Annotated in this window: 15 protein-coding genes and 1 tRNA gene; 14 read left to right on the top strand and 2 right to left on the bottom strand. The window is 45.2% G+C overall.

Going from position 1 to position 17,431, the window contains the following annotated elements; all coding sequences use genetic code 11:
- From tuf to ABFQ95_03595, 11 genes are all read left to right on the top strand, one after another.
- The coding region (gene tuf, locus ABFQ95_03645) for an elongation factor Tu (protein MEN8236620.1) at window positions 1-163 on the top strand (163 nt) is incomplete at its 5' end.
- Between the two features lie 111 nt (window positions 164-274).
- Window positions 275-350: transfer RNA gene (locus ABFQ95_03640), tRNA-Trp, on the top strand.
- 34 nt (window positions 351-384) lie between these two features.
- Complete coding sequence (gene secE / locus ABFQ95_03635) at window positions 385-582, top strand: preprotein translocase subunit SecE (protein MEN8236619.1); 198 nt, start codon at window positions 385-387, stop codon at window positions 580-582.
- 4 nt (window positions 583-586) lie between these two features.
- Window positions 587-1,123, top strand: coding sequence for a transcription termination/antitermination protein NusG (gene nusG, locus ABFQ95_03630; protein MEN8236618.1), 537 nt, complete (start codon window positions 587-589; stop codon window positions 1,121-1,123).
- A gap of 79 nt (window positions 1,124-1,202) precedes the next feature.
- Entirely contained in the window at window positions 1,203-1,631 is a 429-nt protein-coding gene (gene rplK / locus ABFQ95_03625; GenBank protein MEN8236617.1) for a 50S ribosomal protein L11, read from the top strand.
- 4 nt (window positions 1,632-1,635) lie between these two features.
- Window positions 1,636-2,337, top strand: a complete 702-nt coding sequence (gene rplA, locus ABFQ95_03620; GenBank protein MEN8236616.1) for a 50S ribosomal protein L1 — start codon at window positions 1,636-1,638, stop codon at window positions 2,335-2,337.
- Window positions 2,338-2,371: 34 nt separating this feature from the next.
- On the top strand, window positions 2,372-2,878 hold the full coding sequence (gene rplJ / locus ABFQ95_03615) for a 50S ribosomal protein L10 (GenBank protein ID MEN8236615.1): 507 nt from the start codon (window positions 2,372-2,374) through the stop codon (window positions 2,876-2,878).
- A gap of 49 nt (window positions 2,879-2,927) precedes the next feature.
- On the top strand, window positions 2,928-3,305 hold the full coding sequence (gene rplL, locus ABFQ95_03610) for a 50S ribosomal protein L7/L12 (protein MEN8236614.1): 378 nt from the start codon (window positions 2,928-2,930) through the stop codon (window positions 3,303-3,305).
- Window positions 3,306-3,453: 148 nt separating this feature from the next.
- Window positions 3,454-7,680, top strand: a complete 4,227-nt coding sequence (rpoB, locus tag ABFQ95_03605; GenBank protein ID MEN8236613.1) for a DNA-directed RNA polymerase subunit beta — start codon at window positions 3,454-3,456, stop codon at window positions 7,678-7,680.
- A 35-nt stretch (window positions 7,681-7,715) separates the two neighbouring features.
- Window positions 7,716-11,900, top strand: coding sequence for a DNA-directed RNA polymerase subunit beta' (gene rpoC, locus ABFQ95_03600; protein MEN8236612.1), 4,185 nt, complete (start codon window positions 7,716-7,718; stop codon window positions 11,898-11,900).
- Window positions 11,901-12,059: 159 nt separating this feature from the next.
- Entirely contained in the window at window positions 12,060-12,566 is a 507-nt protein-coding gene (locus tag ABFQ95_03595) for a CBS domain-containing protein (protein MEN8236611.1), read from the top strand.
- A gap of 131 nt (window positions 12,567-12,697) precedes the next feature.
- Here ABFQ95_03595 and ABFQ95_03590 read toward each other — a convergent pair whose 3' ends face one another.
- Window positions 12,698-13,324, bottom strand: a complete 627-nt coding sequence (locus ABFQ95_03590; protein MEN8236610.1) for a ribonuclease HII — start codon at window positions 13,322-13,324, stop codon at window positions 12,698-12,700.
- Window positions 13,325-13,327: 3 nt separating this feature from the next.
- A complete protein-coding gene (locus tag ABFQ95_03585; GenBank protein ID MEN8236609.1) occupies window positions 13,328-14,689 on the bottom strand; it encodes a cation:proton antiporter in 1,362 nt (453 codons plus the stop codon).
- A 239-nt stretch (window positions 14,690-14,928) separates the two neighbouring features.
- On the opposite strand from ABFQ95_03585, the gene ABFQ95_03580 reads away from it, so the two are divergent.
- From ABFQ95_03580 to ABFQ95_03570, 3 genes are all read left to right on the top strand, one after another.
- A complete protein-coding gene (locus ABFQ95_03580; protein MEN8236608.1) occupies window positions 14,929-15,063 on the top strand; it encodes a hypothetical protein in 135 nt (44 codons plus the stop codon).
- A 63-nt stretch (window positions 15,064-15,126) separates the two neighbouring features.
- Window positions 15,127-16,332: a pyridoxal phosphate-dependent aminotransferase gene (locus ABFQ95_03575; protein ID MEN8236607.1), complete on the top strand. Its 1,206-nt coding sequence runs from the start codon at window positions 15,127-15,129 to the stop codon at window positions 16,330-16,332.
- Window positions 16,333-16,542: 210 nt separating this feature from the next.
- Window positions 16,543-17,431: ATP-binding protein (locus ABFQ95_03570; GenBank protein ID MEN8236606.1), on the top strand; the 889-nt coding region annotated here is incomplete at its 3' end.

Here is a 17,431-nt window from a genome sequence, read left to right as displayed (position 1 = left end):
TGTAGAGTTGCCCAGTGGTACGGAAATGGTGATGCCAGGTGACAACATCAAAGTCACGGCTGAGTTGATAGCGCCGATTGCGATGGATGAAGGCTTGCGCTTTGCGATTCGTGAGGGTGGTCACACCGTTGGTGCTGGCGTGGTCACGAAGGTGGTAGAATAAGGTATCAAAGGCACCTCAGATATTGATGAGAAATCAAAATAACTGGGGTGCATTTGATTTACCCAGAACCTGGATTGCAATAAAGGCTTGCTTTTTGTTGCAAAATAGAGTAGGAGTGTAGCTCAACTGGTAGAGCGCCGGTCTCCAAAACCGGAGGTTGGGGGTTCGATCCCCTCCACTCCTGCCAGGAATTTTGGTAACAATATCTTTTGAGAGAACAAATGGCAAAAACAACCCCGGCCCAGTTTGTACGTGAAGTGCGTCAAGAAGTGGCCAAAGTAACCTGGCCGACCCGCAAAGAGACGGTGCTGACAACGATTATGGTCTTGATTATGACGGTGATTGCTGCTATATTCTTCCTTTTAGCGGATGCCGGGATGTCACGGGTTGTGGATTGGATTTTGCGGCTTGGGGTTTAAGTAGATGTCATCTTCTATGCGTTGGTATGTTGTGCATGTGTACTCGGGATTTGAAAACAAAGTTGCCGAGACTATTAAAGAGCAAGCCGAAAAGAAAAGGTTATCGGATAAAATTGAAGAAGTGCTTGTGCCTGTCGAGGAAGTCGTCGAGGTTAAGAAAGGCGAGAAAGTTGCGGTACAACGCAGTTTCTTTCCTGGCTATGTGTTAGTTAAGATGGAAATGACTAACGAGGCGTGGCACCTGATTCGTGATACACCGAAAGTTTCCAGCTTCCTTGGAGGTAAAGGGGGACCTATTCCGGTTAGCCAAACTGAGGTAGACCGAATTATGAAGCAGGTTAAGGAAGGGGTGGAGCAATCCAAACCTGCTGTGTCTTTTGAAATTGGGGAAAGTGTGCGTGTATGTGATGGCCCATTTACTTCGTTTACTGGCCTTGTTGAAGAAGTTGATGAAGAAAAGGCACGACTGAAGGTGTCTGTGTCAATTTTTGGGCGTGCAACGCCGGTTGAATTAGAGTACACTCAGGTTGAGAAAATCTGAAGTGATGGGTTTTTTAAATGTGCGGGAGGTTTGCCGTAACCGGACCGCAGCCTTTAAGATGAAAGTATAGAGGTTATAGATGGCGAAAAAGGTTATAGGGTATATCAAGCTCGAAATTCCTGCGGGTAAAGCGACACCTGCGCCTCCTGTTGGTCCTGCTTTAGGTCAGCAAGGGTTGAATATTATGGGGTTTTGCAAGGATTTTAACGCAAAAACTCAGGAGATGGAGCAGGGGATGCCCATCCCAGTGGAAATTACGGCTTATGCAGATCGTTCCTATACATTTGTTTTAAAGACACCTCCTGCAAGTTATCTGCTCAAAAAAGCAGCAAACGTGCAAAAAGGGACCACTGTTCCAGGGCGGGATGTTGTGGGATCTGTCACAATGGATCAGGTGCGTACTATTGCTGAGCAGAAAATGCCAGATTTGAATGCCCATGATATTGATGCGGCGGCTCGTATTATCCAGGGCTCTGCACGTTCTATGGGTATTGAGGTGAAGGAGTAAAACGATGGCAAAAGCAGGAAAAAGGATACGTAAGGCTTATGAGGGTCTTGACTCGGGTAGCGTTTTTTCACTTGCCGATGCAGTCAAGGCAGTTAGATCAAGGGCTACGGCTAAGTTTGACGAAACCGTTGATATTGCTATGAATTTAAATATTGATCCGCGCAAGGCCGATCAAAATATTAGGGGCCTCATCCAATTGCCCAATGGAACAGGTAAGAGTGTTCGTGTGGCTGTGTTTGCTAAAGGTGACAAGGCAGATGAAGCCAAGAATGCGGGTGCTGATGTGGTTGGCGCGGATGATTTGGCAGCCAGAGTTGAAAAAGGTGAGATCAATTTCGAACGTTGTATTGCCACCCCTGACATGATGCCTGTTGTAGGTAAGCTGGGTAAAGTTTTAGGTCCAAAGGGGTTGATGCCAAATCCCAAGCTTGGGACAGTTACGACTGATGTAAAAAAAGCGATTGAGGCAGCCAAAGCAGGTCAGATTGAATATCGCGCTGAGAAAACGGGTATTGTGCATGCTGGGCTTGGCAAGGTAAGTTTTGATGAGAAGGCGCTTTTAGCCAATGTGACGGCATTTCTTAAAACCGTGTTGCAAGCAAAGCCTGCAAGTGTCAAAGGAACTTACGTAAAGAAGGTGGCATTAAGTTCAACAATGGGTCCTTCTTTTAAGCTAGATTTGGCTGAGTTAGGGCGGCTGAGCTAGGGATTTTTGAGCATGGATAAAGGAGTATAGGCAAGTGCATAGAAGCGAAAAGGAACAAATCGTTTCCTCACTACATGAAGCGCTCAAACAGGCGGGTCTTGTTGTTGTAACCCGGCAAACGGGCTTAACGGTGGCTCAATCGACGGATTTGCGGCGTCAGATGCGGCAAGCTGGAGCAAATTATAGGGTTGTCAAGAACACTTTGTCGCGACTTGCTATTGCGGGTACCCCGTATCAAGGAATTGCTCAAATGTTATCTGGACCTACGGCAATTGCCTATTCGCAAGATCCTGTGGCAGCAGCGAAGATTGCTGTTAAGTTTGCAGAGAAAAATGAGAAGTTTAAGGTTATTGGTGGAGGTTTAGGAGATGAGGCGCTTGGAGTTGAGGCTGTGCAAGCCTTGGCTAAGTTGCCATCTCTTGACGAATTGCGTGGTAAGCTGGTTGGTGTCTTAACGGCACCGATGGGTAATCTTGTGCGGGTACTGCAAGCCCCATCCGGCCAGTTGGTACGTGTGATTGGAGCATATGGACGCTCTTAAGAAATTGTAAGTGAAAGAATTTTTAGATACATAAAAGGAGAATACTAAAATGGCTGATTTAGAGAAAATTGCAAAGGATCTTTCCTCGTTAACTGTGTTGGAGGCTGCGGAGTTGTCAAAGCGCCTTGAGGAAGAATGGGGTGTATCAGCTGCGGCACCTGTTGCTGTTGCGGCTGCTGCAGGAACTGCGGAAGCTGGTGCTGCTGTGGAAGAAAAGACAGAGTTTGATGTTGTGCTGGCCTCTTTTGGCGAGAAAAAAATCAATGTCATTAAAGAAGTACGAGCTATAACTGGTCTTGGTTTAAAAGAAGCCAAAGAACTGGTTGAATCTGCACCAAAGCCTGTTAAGGAGAGTGTAAGTAAAGATGAAGCCGAAGAGATTAAGAAGAAGCTTGAAGCAGCTGGTGCTTCTGTTGAACTTAAGTAAGGTTTCTTAATTCTTTGATAGGTAATTATACAATATACAATGGTGTGCGCGCTGTTTGTTTGCGCACAATAAGAGAGTCTTCTAAGATCCGGGAAGTTACCGGTCTTGGATGGCTCTGTTTTTAATTCTGTGAACAAGAGGGACATGAATGGCTGAGTCTTTCACCAATCGTTGGCGTATTCGCAAATCTTATGAACGTATTAGATGTGTGGCTGAAATGCCAGACCTGGTTGAAATCCAAAAGCGTTCGTATGAGGCGTTTTTGCAGCAGGATGTGCTGCCTGAAAAGCGTGCTCCTTTGGGTTTGCAGGCGGTCTTCCAGTCTGTGTTTCCCATCAAGGATTTTTCAGGGCGTTCAACGCTAGAGTTCTTTAAATATGAGTTTGATGAACCAAAGTATGATGTTGAAGAATGTCAACAAAGAGGTATGACCTACGGTGCTCCTTTGCGGGTTACCTTTCGGCTAGTGGTTTGGGATTTGGATGAAGACAGCGGTGCCAAGTCCATTCGTGACATTAAAGAGCAGCCCGTTTATGTTGGTGATCTACCATTAATGACGGGAAATGGCACATTCATCATTAATGGAATTGAGCGTGTTGTTGTTTCGCAAATGCACCGTTCTCCGGGTGTGTTTTTTGACCATGACCGTGGTAAAACTCATATGTCGGGTAAGTATTTGTTTTCAGCGCGTGTAATTCCTTACAGAGGATCCTGGTTGGATTTTGAATTTGATGCCAAAGACGTGCTTTATGTTCGCATCGATCGTCGGCGTAAGATTCCAGTGACAACATTACTTCTGGCCTTGGCAAAAGATGCTGAGGCAAGTAAGGCAGCTGTTGAAGCGCTTGAGAAAAAACCTAAAAAATCTGCCAAAGCCAAGAAAGAAGACCAAGCTCCCGTAAAGTTAGCTGGGCTGTCTCGTGAAGAATTACTGAGTGAATTTTATGAAATTCAGACATATACCAATACCGATCGTGGCTGGAAAACGTCCTTTGATCCTCAGGCTTGGTGCAACAAAAAGTTGAGTTTTGATCTTGCTAATGCAGCAGATGGAAAAGTTTTGGTTAAGGAGAGCGAGAAAATAAGCCCGCGACTGGCGCGTAAGCTTGCATCTGAAGGCGTTAAGGAAATTATCGTACCATTGGAAAATTTACTTAGCCGTTATAGCGCAGAAGACATCATCAATGAGGAGACAGGTGAGGTTTTAGTTGAATCTGCTGATGAACTGACTCAAGACAAAATTGATGCCATAACGGAAGCAGGCATTGGTGTAATTAAGACTCTGGGCATTGACTACGTTAATGTGGGGCCTCACTTGAGGAATACATTGGCTGTTGATCGAAATACTAACCGCGAAGAAGCTCTGCTTGACATCTACCGGGTGATGCGTCCAGGTGAACCACCGACCTTGGAAAGTGCTGAGCTTTTATTCCAGGGATTGTTCTTTGAAACTGATCGGTATGATTTGTCAGCCGTAGGTCGTGTCAAGATGAATGCTCGACTTGGCTTTAAGGCTGATGATACGGTGCGCATTTTAAGGCGGGAAGATTTGTTTGCTATTGTCAAAGCGCTTCTTGACCTTAAGGATGGTCGCGGTGAAATTGATGACATTGATAACTTAGCCAACCGGCGCGTACGCTCGGTTGGTGAGTTGATGGAAAATCAATATCGTGTGGGATTGTTGCGTATGGAACGTGCGATTCGTGAACGGATGAGTTCGGTTGAAATTGACACTGTTATGCCGCATGATTTAATTAACTCTCGGCCCGTTGTTGCGGCGATCAGAGAGTTTTTTGGTTCCTCGCAGCTGTCGCAGTTTATGGATCAAACCAATCCATTGTCTGAAATTACGCACAAACGACGTTTGTCAGCGCTTGGGCCAGGTGGTTTGACGCGCGAGCGCGCTGGTTTTGAAGTGCGTGACGTGCATCCAACTCACTATGGGCGTATTTGCCCGATTGAAACGCCTGAAGGTCAAAACATCGGTTTGATTAACTCACTGGCCACCTTTGCTCGTGTTAACAAATATGGTTTTATAGAAAGTCCATACCGGAAAGTTGTAGATGGTTGTGTTACAGACGAGGTGCTTTACCTATCAGCGATTGAAGAAGGAAGGTATACGATTGCCCAGGCAAACTCTCCTCTAGATAGCAAGGGACAATTCAAAGAAAGCTTTGTTAGTTGTCGCAAAGCCAATGAGTTTACTATTGCGCCATCTAGTGAAATTGATCTGATGGACGTTTCTCCAAAGCAGTTGGTTTCTGTAGCGGCATCACTCATTCCATTCTTGGAAAATGACGATGCTAACCGTGCTCTAATGGGCTCGAACATGCAACGTCAAGCAGTGCCTTTGCTAAAGCCAGAGGCTCCCCTGGTTGGGACTGGCATGGAATTCAGTGTTGCTAAAGATTCAGGTGTGGCCATTGTCGCCAAACGCGGTGGTGTGGTTGATCAGGTTGAAAGCACCCGTGTTGTTGTCCATACGACTGAAAAGGGCAAAATGGCTGCTGGAGTTGACATTTATAACCTAAAGAAGTTCCAGCGTTCGAACCACAGTACTTGTATTACGCAACGCCCGCTTGTGCGCGTTGGTGATGTGGTGAAGACTGGCGATGTTATTGCAGATGGTCCGGCCACTGAAGATGGTGAATTGGCACTGGGTCGTAACGTGCTGATTTCATTTCTCTCGTGGAATGGGTACAACTTTGAGGACTCGATTATTATTTCAGATCGCATTGTGCGTGATGATGTTTTCACCTCAATCCATATTGAAGAATTTGAGGTGATGGCACGTGACACCAAATTGGGTCAGGAAGATATCACCCGAGATATTCCCAATGTGAGTGATGAATCTCTTCGTAACCTGGATGAAACGGGAGTTGTTGCCATTGGCGCTCAAGTGAAGCCCGGTGACATTTTGGTTGGTAAGGTGACACCAAAAGGTGAGTCGCCAATGACACCGGAGGAGAAGCTGCTGCGGGCAATTTTCGGAGAAAAAGCTGCTGATGTGCGTGATTCTTCACTGCGCTTACCACCGGGAGCGACAGGTACCATCGTGGATGTGCGTATTTTCTCAAGGCGTGGCATCGACAAAGATGAACGTGCCGTGGCAATTGAAAATGCTGAGATTAATAGATTAGCTAATGAGCGTGATGTGGAACAGTCCATTCTTGAGCGTTCATTCTTTGGGCAAATCAGAAAGCTTTTGCTGGGGCAGGTTATTGCCAAAGGGCCCAAAGGCGTCAGGGCTGATCAAAAGATCGGTGAGGTTATCCTGGAGTCAATTCCTAAGAGGCAATGGCGCCAGTTTATTGTCAAAGATGACGCTGTAATGGTTAGATTTGAGAAAATGATCAAAGAAGCCGATGCCCGAGTTCAGCAGATCCAAAAGCACTACGAAGACAAAGTCATCAAAATCCGCAGAGGTGATGAGCTGATGCCGGGTGTGTTGAAGATGGTTAAGGTCTTTGTTGCAGTGAAGCGTAAGTTGCAGCCTGGTGATAAAATGGCGGGTCGACACGGAAACAAGGGTGTGGTTTCGACGATTGTTCCAGTTGAGGACATGCCGCATCTTGAAGATGGTAGGCCTGTTGATGTGATTTTGAATCCTTTGGGAATTCCTTCACGTATGAACGTGGGACAAATTCTTGAAGCGCACATGGGGTGGGCAACAGCCGGTATGGGGCAAAAAATTGGTGATATGTTGGCGCAAGTTCAGAAAAATGCTGCAAAGCCTGCTGATTTGAAGAAACTGATGAATACGGTTTATACCCAGGCTGAGGAAAAAAAGCGGATCGAAAAACTTGACAATAAGACCCTGATGGAGGTTGCGGAAAAACTGATGCCAGGTGTACCTATTGCAACACCCGTTTTTGATGGTGCTCGGGAAGAGGATGTTAATAAGGCCTTAGACTTGGCTGGTTTGGATTGTTCAGGTCAGGTGACGCTTATTGATGGAAAGACTGGTGAACCTTTCAGCCGTAAGGTTACGGTTGGGTATATGTACATCTTGAAATTGCACCACCTTGTGGATGATAAGATCCACGCCCGATCGGTGGGACCCTACAGCTTGGTGACTCAGCAACCATTGGGCGGTAAGGCACAATTTGGCGGTCAACGTTTTGGTGAAATGGAAGTATGGGCTCTGGAAGCTTATGGTGCAGCCTACACGTTGCAAGAAATGCTGACCGTGAAATCGGATGATGTGGCAGGACGAACCAAAGTTTATGAGTCCATTGTTCGTGGCGATGCTCATTTTGAGACTGGTATTCCTGAATCTTTCAACGTTTTGGTCAAAGAGTTGAGAGCCTTGGGGATTAATATGGAGTTTCACCAAACATCCGTGGGTAAGAATATTGCAGCTGCAAATTCTTAAAATTTGATAGAAGCACAGGTAGAAAGAGACGCGATATGAGCAACCAAGTCTTAAAAGTATTCGGGAAAGTTGAAACACCCGAAAGCTTTGATAAAATTCGGATTTCCATTGCTAATCCGGACCAGATTCGTTCTTGGTCATTTGGAGAAGTGAAAAAGCCTGAAACCATCAATTATCGGACATTTAAGCCGGAACGAGATGGTTTATTTTGTGCGCGTATTTTTGGTCCCGTAAAGGATTATGAGTGCTTGTGCGGTAAGTATAAGCGCATGAAATTCCGCGGAGTCGTCTGTGAGAAATGTGGTGTTGAAGTGACATTGTCCAAAGTTCGGCGCGATCGGATGGGTCACATAGAACTTGCAGCGCCTGTCTCTCATATTTGGTTTACCAAAACCTTGCCCAGTCGTATGGGCTTGATGCTGGATATGACCTTGAGAGATCTTGAAAAGGTGTTGTATTTCGAAGCGTATATCGTGGTAGAGGCTGGATTGACGCCTTTAAAGCAAGGCCAAATTCTTTCAGAGGAAGAACTTTATACGGCGCAGGAAGAGTACGGTGAAGGGACCTTTGAGGCTGGTATTGGCGCTGAAGCTCTAAAAATACTGCTGTCCAATGTGGATTTAGAAGCCGAGCAAGCTCAACTTCGTCAGGAAATGCAAGAAACCACTTCCGAGATGCGTCACAAAAAGATCATCAAACGTTTGAAATTGGTCGAGGCGTTTCTTAACTCTAACACCCGTCCTGAATGGATGATATTGGATGTATTGCCGGTGATTCCGCCTGAGCTACGCCCACTTGTCCCCTTAGATGGTGGACGTTTTGCCACATCAGATTTAAATGATTTATACCGTCGGGTGGTTAATAGAAATAATCGTTTGAAGCGGCTGATGGAATTGCGAGCTCCTGATATTATCATTCGCAATGAAAAGAGAATGTTGCAAGAATCGGTCGATGCGTTGTTTGATAATGGGCGTCGCAGTCGTGTGATTACAGGTGCAAATAAGCGACCTTTAAAATCACTTGCCGATATGCTGAAGGGAAAATCTGGTCGCTTCCGGCAAAACCTTCTTGGAAAGCGTGTCGACTATTCGGGCCGTTCAGTTATTGTGGTAGGACCAGAGTTGAAGCTGCACCAGTGTGGTTTGCCCAAGCGGATGGCATTGGAATTATTCAAACCCTTTGTTTATTCACGTCTTGAGCGTTATGGCTTGTCGACAACGATTAAAGCTGCCAAGAAAATGGTTGAAAAGGAACGTCCTGAGGTTTGGGATATTCTTGAAGAAGTTATTCGTGAGCATCCGGTGATGCTCAATCGAGCACCGACGTTGCACCGGTTGGGGATACAGGCCTTTGAGCCGACATTGGTTGAGGGAAAGGCGATTCAATTGCATCCGCTGGTGTGTGCAGCCTTCAACGCTGACTTTGACGGAGATACGATGTCTGTGCACTTGCCATTGTCAATTGAAGCGCAGCTTGAGGCTCGTGTTTTGATGATGTCAACGAACAACATTTTGAGCCCCGCCAATGGTAAGCCAATTATCGTTCCTTCTAAGGATATAGTACTCGGTTTGTACTACTTGACTCTTGAGCGTGAGGGAGAGCAAGGTGAGGGAATGCTGTTTTCTGGTCGCAATGAAGTGGTTCAGGCATTAGAGCAAGGGATTGTCTCTTTGCACGCGCGGGTCAAAGCTCGAATTCAACGAGTTGATGCAGATGGTAATATGGTAGCGTCTGTTGTGGAGACAACGCCGGGTCGTATGCTTTTATCGGAAGTATTGCCTCAGCATTCAGGTATTGGGTTCAGTCTCATCAACAGGCAACTCACATCCCGAGAGATTTCGGAAGCTGTGGATATAGTGTATCGTCACTGCGGGCAAAAGCATACGGTGATTTTTGCTGACAAAATTATGGAACTTGGGTTCAGTTATGCGACAAAGTCGGGAATTTCGTTCGGTAAAGATGATCTGGTTATACCACAGCAAAAAGAAAAATTGGTCGATGATACCCATGATAGAGTCAATGAATATGAGCAGCAATACCTAGATGGTTTGATTACCCAAGGTGAGAAATATAACAAGGTTGTAGATGCTTGGTCTCGTTGTAGTGATGACGTGGCAGATGCCATGATGAAGGAAATCTCCAAAACCGAAGTTGGCAAGCCTGTCAATTCAGTATACATGATGGCGCACTCAGGTGCTCGAGGCTCTGCAACGCAGATGCGTCAGCTTGCAGGTATGCGTGGTTTGATGGCCAAACCTTCAGGTGAAATTATTGAAACTCCCATCATTGCAAACTTCAAAGAAGGTTTGAGCGTGCTAGAATTCTTTAATTCAACTCACGGTGCGCGAAAAGGTCTCTCGGATACGGCGTTGAAAACAGCAAACTCAGGTTACTTGACACGTCGTTTGGTTGATGTTGCTCAAGACTGTGTGGTTCTTGAAGATGACTGTGGAACAACGCATGGGCTTGAAGTGGAAGCGATTGTCGAGGGTAGTGAAGTCTTAACCACAATCTCTGAGCGACTCTTGGGGCGTGTTGTGCTTGAAAAGATCAAAGATCCTAAGTCAGGTAAAACACTCGTGCCTGCTGGTGTGCTGATAGATGAATCTTTAGCTGATTTGATCGAAGAACGAGGTGTGACAGGGGCGAGCATACGTTCAGCTCTCACTTGTGAGGCTGAAAATGGCATTTGTGCCCTTTGCTATGGTCGTGATTTGGCGCGTGGTTTATTAGTAAACCATGGAGAAGCCGTTGGTGTGATTGCAGCGCAGTCCATTGGTGAACCAGGAACGCAGTTAACTATGCGGACCTTCCACATTGGTGGAGCTGCAACGGGTGGTGCAGAAAAATCCAGCATTGAGGCTTCTTTTGATGCAAACATACGCGTCAAGAATCGCAATGTGATTAAAAACAATGAGGGTGTTCTTGTCGTAATGGGGCGGCATTGTGAAGTTGTGCTGCTGGATGACCAAGGGCATGAACGAGGGAAATACCGCATTCCCTATGGCTCCAAGTTACATGTAGATGAAGGACAAGAAATCAAGCAAGGCACAAAAATTGCTGAATGGGATCCTTATACATTGCCTATTATTTCTGAACGTGAAGGTATAGCGCACTTTGTTGATTTGGTTGAAGGAATCTCCATGCGTGAAGTTCTTGATGAATCCACTGGTATTTCAAGTCGTGTGGTGCTTGATTGGAAGCAATCTACGCGTGGTGAGGACTTGAAACCTAGAATTACGTTGCGTGATGCTGATGGAGAACCATTGATGCTTGCCAACGGGTTAGAGGCACGCTATTTCATGTCAGTTGGTGCAGTGTTGAATGTTGAAAGTGGTGCTAAGATTACAGCCGGTGAAGTGGTTGCCCGTATTCCGAAGGAATCGTCTAAGACACGTGACATTACGGGTGGTTTGCCTCGTGTGGCTGAATTATTTGAGGCCCGTCGTCCAAAGGACGCTGCGATCATCAGTGAGATTACAGGTCGAATTGAGTTTGGTAAGGATTACAAGACCAAGCGGCGTGTGGTGGTTGTGCCTGAGGATAGTACCCAAAATTCGGTGGAATATTTGGTGCCCAAGGGTCGTCACCTGGCTGTTTTTGAAGGTGATTATATTGAAAGGGGTGACTTGATTGTTGACGGTAACTCTGTGCCGCATGATATTTTGCGCATCTTGGGTGTCGAAGCGCTTGCGCATTACCTGATTAATGAAATTCAGGAGGTTTACCGTTTGCAAGGCGTGAAGATCAATGACAAGCATATTGAGGTGATTGTGCGCCAAATGCTGCAAAAGGGTGAAGTGATAGAGGCAGGGGATTCAACCTTCCTTTCTGGTGAGTTGGTGGATCGCAAGGAGCTGCAGGAAATTAACGAAAAGCTTGAAAAAGATGGTAAAAAACCAGCGCTTTCAAAGCCGGTTTTACAGGGTATTACCAAAGCTTCTCTCTTGACGCGGTCATTTATCTCAGCGGCTTCATTCCAGCAAACGACAAGTGTTTTGACAGAGGCAGCTGTCTCGGGCAAGGTGGATCCGCTTACAGGGCTTAAGGAAAACATTATTGTTGGCCGGTTAGTACCTGCTGGCACTGGACAGGTGGTAGCGGAGGCTAGGCAAATTGCAGCTGATGAGGATGAGAAGGTAAGAAATACTCTAAGGGCGTCCAAACCACAAATTGAGTTAAAAGCTGAAAGATCAGTGGGTGCAGCTCGACTAAGATAAAATATGGATAGAAGATTGACACTGTAGATTTTCTTGTTTATTTTGCAATAAATTGGTAACGTTATACTGAGGTTGAATCGAAATGTTGGTTTCCTGATAGGCTCAGCATTTTGATTCAGCACGGGTACTTAATCAAAAACAAATCTGGTCATTCCGCTCATGAAAATCAATGATATTCCCGAATTTCGCGACAAAAAACACGTTCTGACATTAGGTTCTGAAATCCCGGTATTGGATGCAGTTAAAGAGATGGTGGCAAAAAATTACGGTTCTGCTGTGATTGTTGAGGGCAAAAAAATTATCGGCATGTTCACTGAGCGGGACTTGCTGAAGAAAGTGGTAGCACAAGATAAGGATCCTGCAAAGACAAAGGTCAAAGATGTCATGACGGCAGATGTTAAAGTTGCAACAGTTGAAGATGACATCGTTGATTGCATGCGCCGTATGAGCCAGGGTAGATTTCGCCATTTACCGATTGTCGATAAAAATGGCGAGCTGCTTGGTTTGTTATCTCAGGGTGACTTTGCCACACTTACCTGGGGGCACCTTTACAGTCATTTCAAGAATTTTGCCAAAATCAACTTTAGCATTAATACTCAATTATGGATGCTGATTATTGCATTTGTGGTGTACAGCCTGGCGATGACATTTTTACTGACCCAGTAGTTAGGAATGCGAGCGAAACAACTCCCAATTTTATGGGTGAGGCAGTACACCTTTGCTAACTCATTGTTTGAACACCCATAAATTGGTGGGAAAAAATAGAGGTCAAGATGACATAAATTGAAAAGCGCAATTTATGCCCGTGCTAGGTATACCCTACGTACAGGAGCAAAGCTTCGGCGGTGGTGTGGTGTTGGCCCATGTTGTTGCAGAGCTTTCAGGTGATCTGCTGTGCCATAGCCTGCGTTTTTCTCCCACAAGTATTCTGGATGCTCACGGGCAAGTTGTGCCATATAAGCGTCTCGTGTGACTTTGGCAATGATGGATGCGGCGGCAATGGACAGGCTGACCTGATCGCCTTTGGTTACCGGAAGAGTAGGGCAGGCAAGCTTGGGCACCCTGGGCCCGTCGATCAGGGCAATCACCGGTTTCCAGGAGAGGTTTTCAGCCGCACGCTGCATAGCCAATAATGTGGCTTGCAGAATATTTATCTGGTCAATTTCGCCAACAGAGGCTTCTCCCAAGGCAAAATCGCAAGTGATGCCTTTCTGTTTCAGCAGTTGGTCATATAATTTTTGTCGTTTGGCAGCTGTAAGCTTTTTTGAATCAGTAATTTCATGGATAAAATCTGGAAGTGGAGTGTGTATTTTAAAAACAAAAGCCGCGGTAACAACGGGTCCAGCAAGAGGACCACGTCCCACTTCATCGATGCCAGCAACTGGGCCTTGGTGTTGTTGCTCTAATGATAGATTAGGGGACATGACCTATTGATCCTTTTGGGATTTTGTCGGTTCTGGCTTTTTAGCTGCGCGCTTATCATTTTTATTCTCAGTGCGTCTCTTAACTTTAGTTTGCGCCCAGTTAGCAGATTTCTGGGCGCCACCTCGAACTGATTTCCAGGCAGCATTAACGCCATGCATTTCTCGGCCATACACAGCTTCAAGGGATTCTTTAAAGGTTCCCATCCTTCGTGGAGCCAGGCTATGAATACGCCTAGCTCCTGCCAGCCATAATGGGCTAAAGGTCAGTGATAAGGCTGCAAGAGAAATCACAAAGGTGCGCCCTTCACGATCGATCAATCCTGTTGTATCTCCAACTGTTGCCAATAGAAAAGCAAATTCTCCCATTTGCGCCAGCAATAGACCTGCAAGAAATGCTTGAGGCCACGGGCAGCCCAACAGCCTTAAGATACCTACATTCAAGAAAGACTTTCCAAGGGTGATAAAGCTTAATAATAAAATTACAGCTAACAAATGTTGCCAGAGGAAGGGCAAGTCAAGCATCAGTCCAATGGAGAGGAAAAATACCATCATAAAAACACTTTGGATTGGCTTCGTTGCTTTCATTAACGCACTATGATGCGTGGTATTTCCTAAAATCAGTCCAGCTAAAAAAGCACCATAGGGAGCAGAAAGGCCAAACAAACCCGAAAGGGTGGCCATTAAGAAGCAAAAGGCCAGACTGAGGAGGGGGGTAAGGTCTGCGTGATCAGCCAGAATTTTGGCAAAAGGAATTTCAATCTTTTGCCGTTTTCCAAAAAACCAAATCAAAAGAGCCAGCAAGCCAATTGATAAAACAAGCTTGGCCAAAACTTCAACATCAAAAGATTCAGTACTCATCATTTGTAGCACTAGGATCATCGGCACTACAGCTAAGTCTTGGGCAATCAGGACGCCGATGGTCAAACGTCCTGTAGACGTTTTAAGCTCACCAATGCTTTCCGTCATTTTAAAAGCCACAGCGGTTGAACTGAGAGCAATGGCAAAACCCAGCAGCACAGTTAGGCCAATCGGCAAGCTGAACAGCCAACCGATGGTTAAAACCACCGCTAAACTGGAAATGATTTGTAAAAGATGACAAGATAGCGCAATATGCCAGACTTTTTTGAATTCGCGTAGATCAAGCTCAAGTCCAATCAAGAAAAGCAGCATCAATACACCGAGTTCTGCTAAAATATCGATGAGCTCGCGGTTTTCAACCAACCCAAACATCGAAGGTCCAAGAATAACGCCGGCAACAATGTAGCCCAAAACCGCAGGTTGTTTAATGCGTTCGAGTAATACACCACAAGATAGCGCCGCGAGTGCCACAATTGTTATTTCAACTAAACTAAAATCACCGTGCATATCCCTGGATTCTCTCCCCTAATTTTTCGTTTCTTGATCCGATCCTAAATAATTGTACCACTAATTTTTGTTCGATGTGAGAGGGTATTTTGATTTCAACATTAAAAAATGGCTCTTTTACGTTTTGAGTGGGTAAGGAGATTTTTTCCTCATCAGAAAATTCGATGCTAACTACCCTCAGTTATACCTGTCCCGGTCATAAATTGCGCTTTTCGACACCTAACTTAAGGAGCACAAAAATGCACTTATTGAATCGAATCAGCCTGGTAGGCAAACTTAAGAAAAATCTGCATACTTTGCTGATAGTCCCTGGGAAAAGCATTTGGAACAATCCTGATATTCATGCTTCTTTATGTTGTTTGGTGCTGGAATGAAAGAGGTGCTTGTGTCATCATGTTCTTAAACTTAGGACAAAGTACAAAGGATTTCACCATACCATGGCATTATTAAATCAAATTATTTCAACCATCAAACCATCTGCAACCCTTGCATTGGGACAAAAAGTGCTCGAGATGAAAGCGGCAGGGGAAGATGTTATAGGGCTTGCTGGGGGTGAGCCGAATTTTCCAACGCCCAAGTTCATCTGTGATGCTGCCATCCAAGCGATCCAAGCGGGGCAAACCAAGTATACAGCCGTTGATGGCACACCAGAGCTAAAGCAGGCGATTATTGATAAGTTCTCAAAAGACCACGGTCTTGCCTGTAAGCCGCACAACATTATTGTAGGAACAGGGGCGAAGCAACTGCTTTACAATGCATTCATGGTGACATTAAATCCGGGTGATGAAGTGATTGTTCCAGCGCCCTATTGGGTTTCCTATCCGCCAATGGTTCAGTGCGCCCAGGGGCATTCTGTGTTTGTGCCCACAAGTGAAGCAGCGGGGTTTAAATTACGGCCGAGAGCTTTGAGTAAAGTAATCACTAAGAAAACCAAGTGGCTGTGCCTAAACTCGCCCAGCAATCCTACAGGAGCAGTATATTCAGTTGATGAATTAAAGGCCCTGGGGGAGGTGTTGGCACAGTATCCCCATGTGCACGTCATCAGCGATGATATCTATGAAAAGTTGATCTTTGACGGGCAATCGTTTGCCACGATAGCCCAAGTATGCCCGCATTTGCAGGATCGGGTGTTGACCATCAATGGGGTTTCCAAAGCCTATGCCATGACCGGTTGGCGCATTGGTTATGCAGCAGGTCCTGTAGGATTAATCAAAGCGATGAAAACACTCCAGTCGCAAAGCACCAGCTCAGCCAATTCGATTGCTCAAGCTGCCTCTGCTGCAGCGCTTAATGGCGATCAGAGCTTTTTGACTTCGTGGGTACAAAAGTATCAATCGCGCCGGGATCTCATGATGCGCAATATGGCTGATATCCCAGGGCTTAAAGTTTGCAAACCTAGTGGAGCCTTTTATTTGTGGGTTAATTGCCAAGGGTTACTGGGTAAGAAAACACCAGCAGGGACTGCACTGGAAACCGATATGGATGTTGCAGACTATTTGTTAGACTCAGTGAAAGTGGCGGTCATGCCCGGCAGTGCCTTTGGTATGGGCCCATATTTGCGGTTTTCTATTGCTGTATCGCAGGAAAATTTGGATAAAGCAGCCGAGCGTTTTAGGGGAGCTGTTGCTAGGTTGTCCAGCTGAACAGCATTGCTTGTAGCGAATCCTGATTCGTATCAAATTGTTGCTTGCTACTAACTATTAAGAAAAGTGGATTCTTAGTAGATTTTTTCAAGAAAATTTGCTACTAACTATTAAGAAAAGTGGATTCTTAGTAGATTACACTGAGGCCGAATCAAATTATTGGCTTTCTGATACACTCGGAGTGCCATTAAACAGCAAGGAAAAGAAAGAGTGGCTGCGTTTATCGGGCGTAATACGGAATTAAGCGACCTAAACCGTTTCCTGCGCAAACAAACAGCAAGTTTAATTGTTGTTAAAGGACGCCGGCGGATTGGCAAAAGTCGATTGATCGAAGAATTTGGTAAGAAGGAAAGGATTTATAGCTTTATAGGGTTGCCCCCTGGCCAGGAAACAACAGCTCAATCGCAAAGGGATGATTTTGTCAGGCAGCTTAGCAGATTCTTCCACGTTCCTCCTCTCAGAGGTGAAGATTGGAGCGATCTATTTTATTTCTTGGCCATGCAAGTTCAAGAAGGTCGGGTGATTATCCTATTAGATGAAATCTCTTGGATGGGGTCAAAAGACCCTGACTTTCTTGGTAAACTTAAATCTGCTTGGGATTTATATTTTAAGAAGAATGATCAGCTTATTTTGATTCTATGTGGTTCTATATCCTCATGGATTGAAAAAAACATCCTCTCAAGTACAGCATTTTTGGGGCGGGTTTCTTTTACAATTAATCTAGAAGAACTCCCCTTGCACGATTGTAATAAATTTTGGAATACAACTGGGGCAAGGATATCAGCTTATGAGAAATTTAAAATTCTTGCAGTTACCGGAGGTATTCCAAGATACCTTGAGGAAATAGAACCTAACCAAACTGCAGAATATAATATAAAACAATTATGTTTTAAAAAAGGTGGGTTTTTGACAAATGAATTTGAGAAAATATTTTCTGATTTATTTTCCAAAAGAAGTCAAAAATATAAGGAAATCGTTAAGTGTCTAGTGAATGGCCCTCGAAGTATCAAGTCAATATGCGAAAAACTCGGGGTCAATAGAACGGGCCTCATCAGTGGATATCTCAATGACCTTGTGCAAACAAATTTTGTGGCAAGAG

The sequence above is a fragment of the Pseudomonadota bacterium genome, from assembly GCA_039714795.1.
In the GTDB taxonomy this organism is placed as follows: Bacteria; Pseudomonadota; Alphaproteobacteria; order JAGOMX01; family JAGOMX01; genus JBDLIP01.
This window is presented reverse-complemented; position numbering and strand designations above follow the sequence as displayed.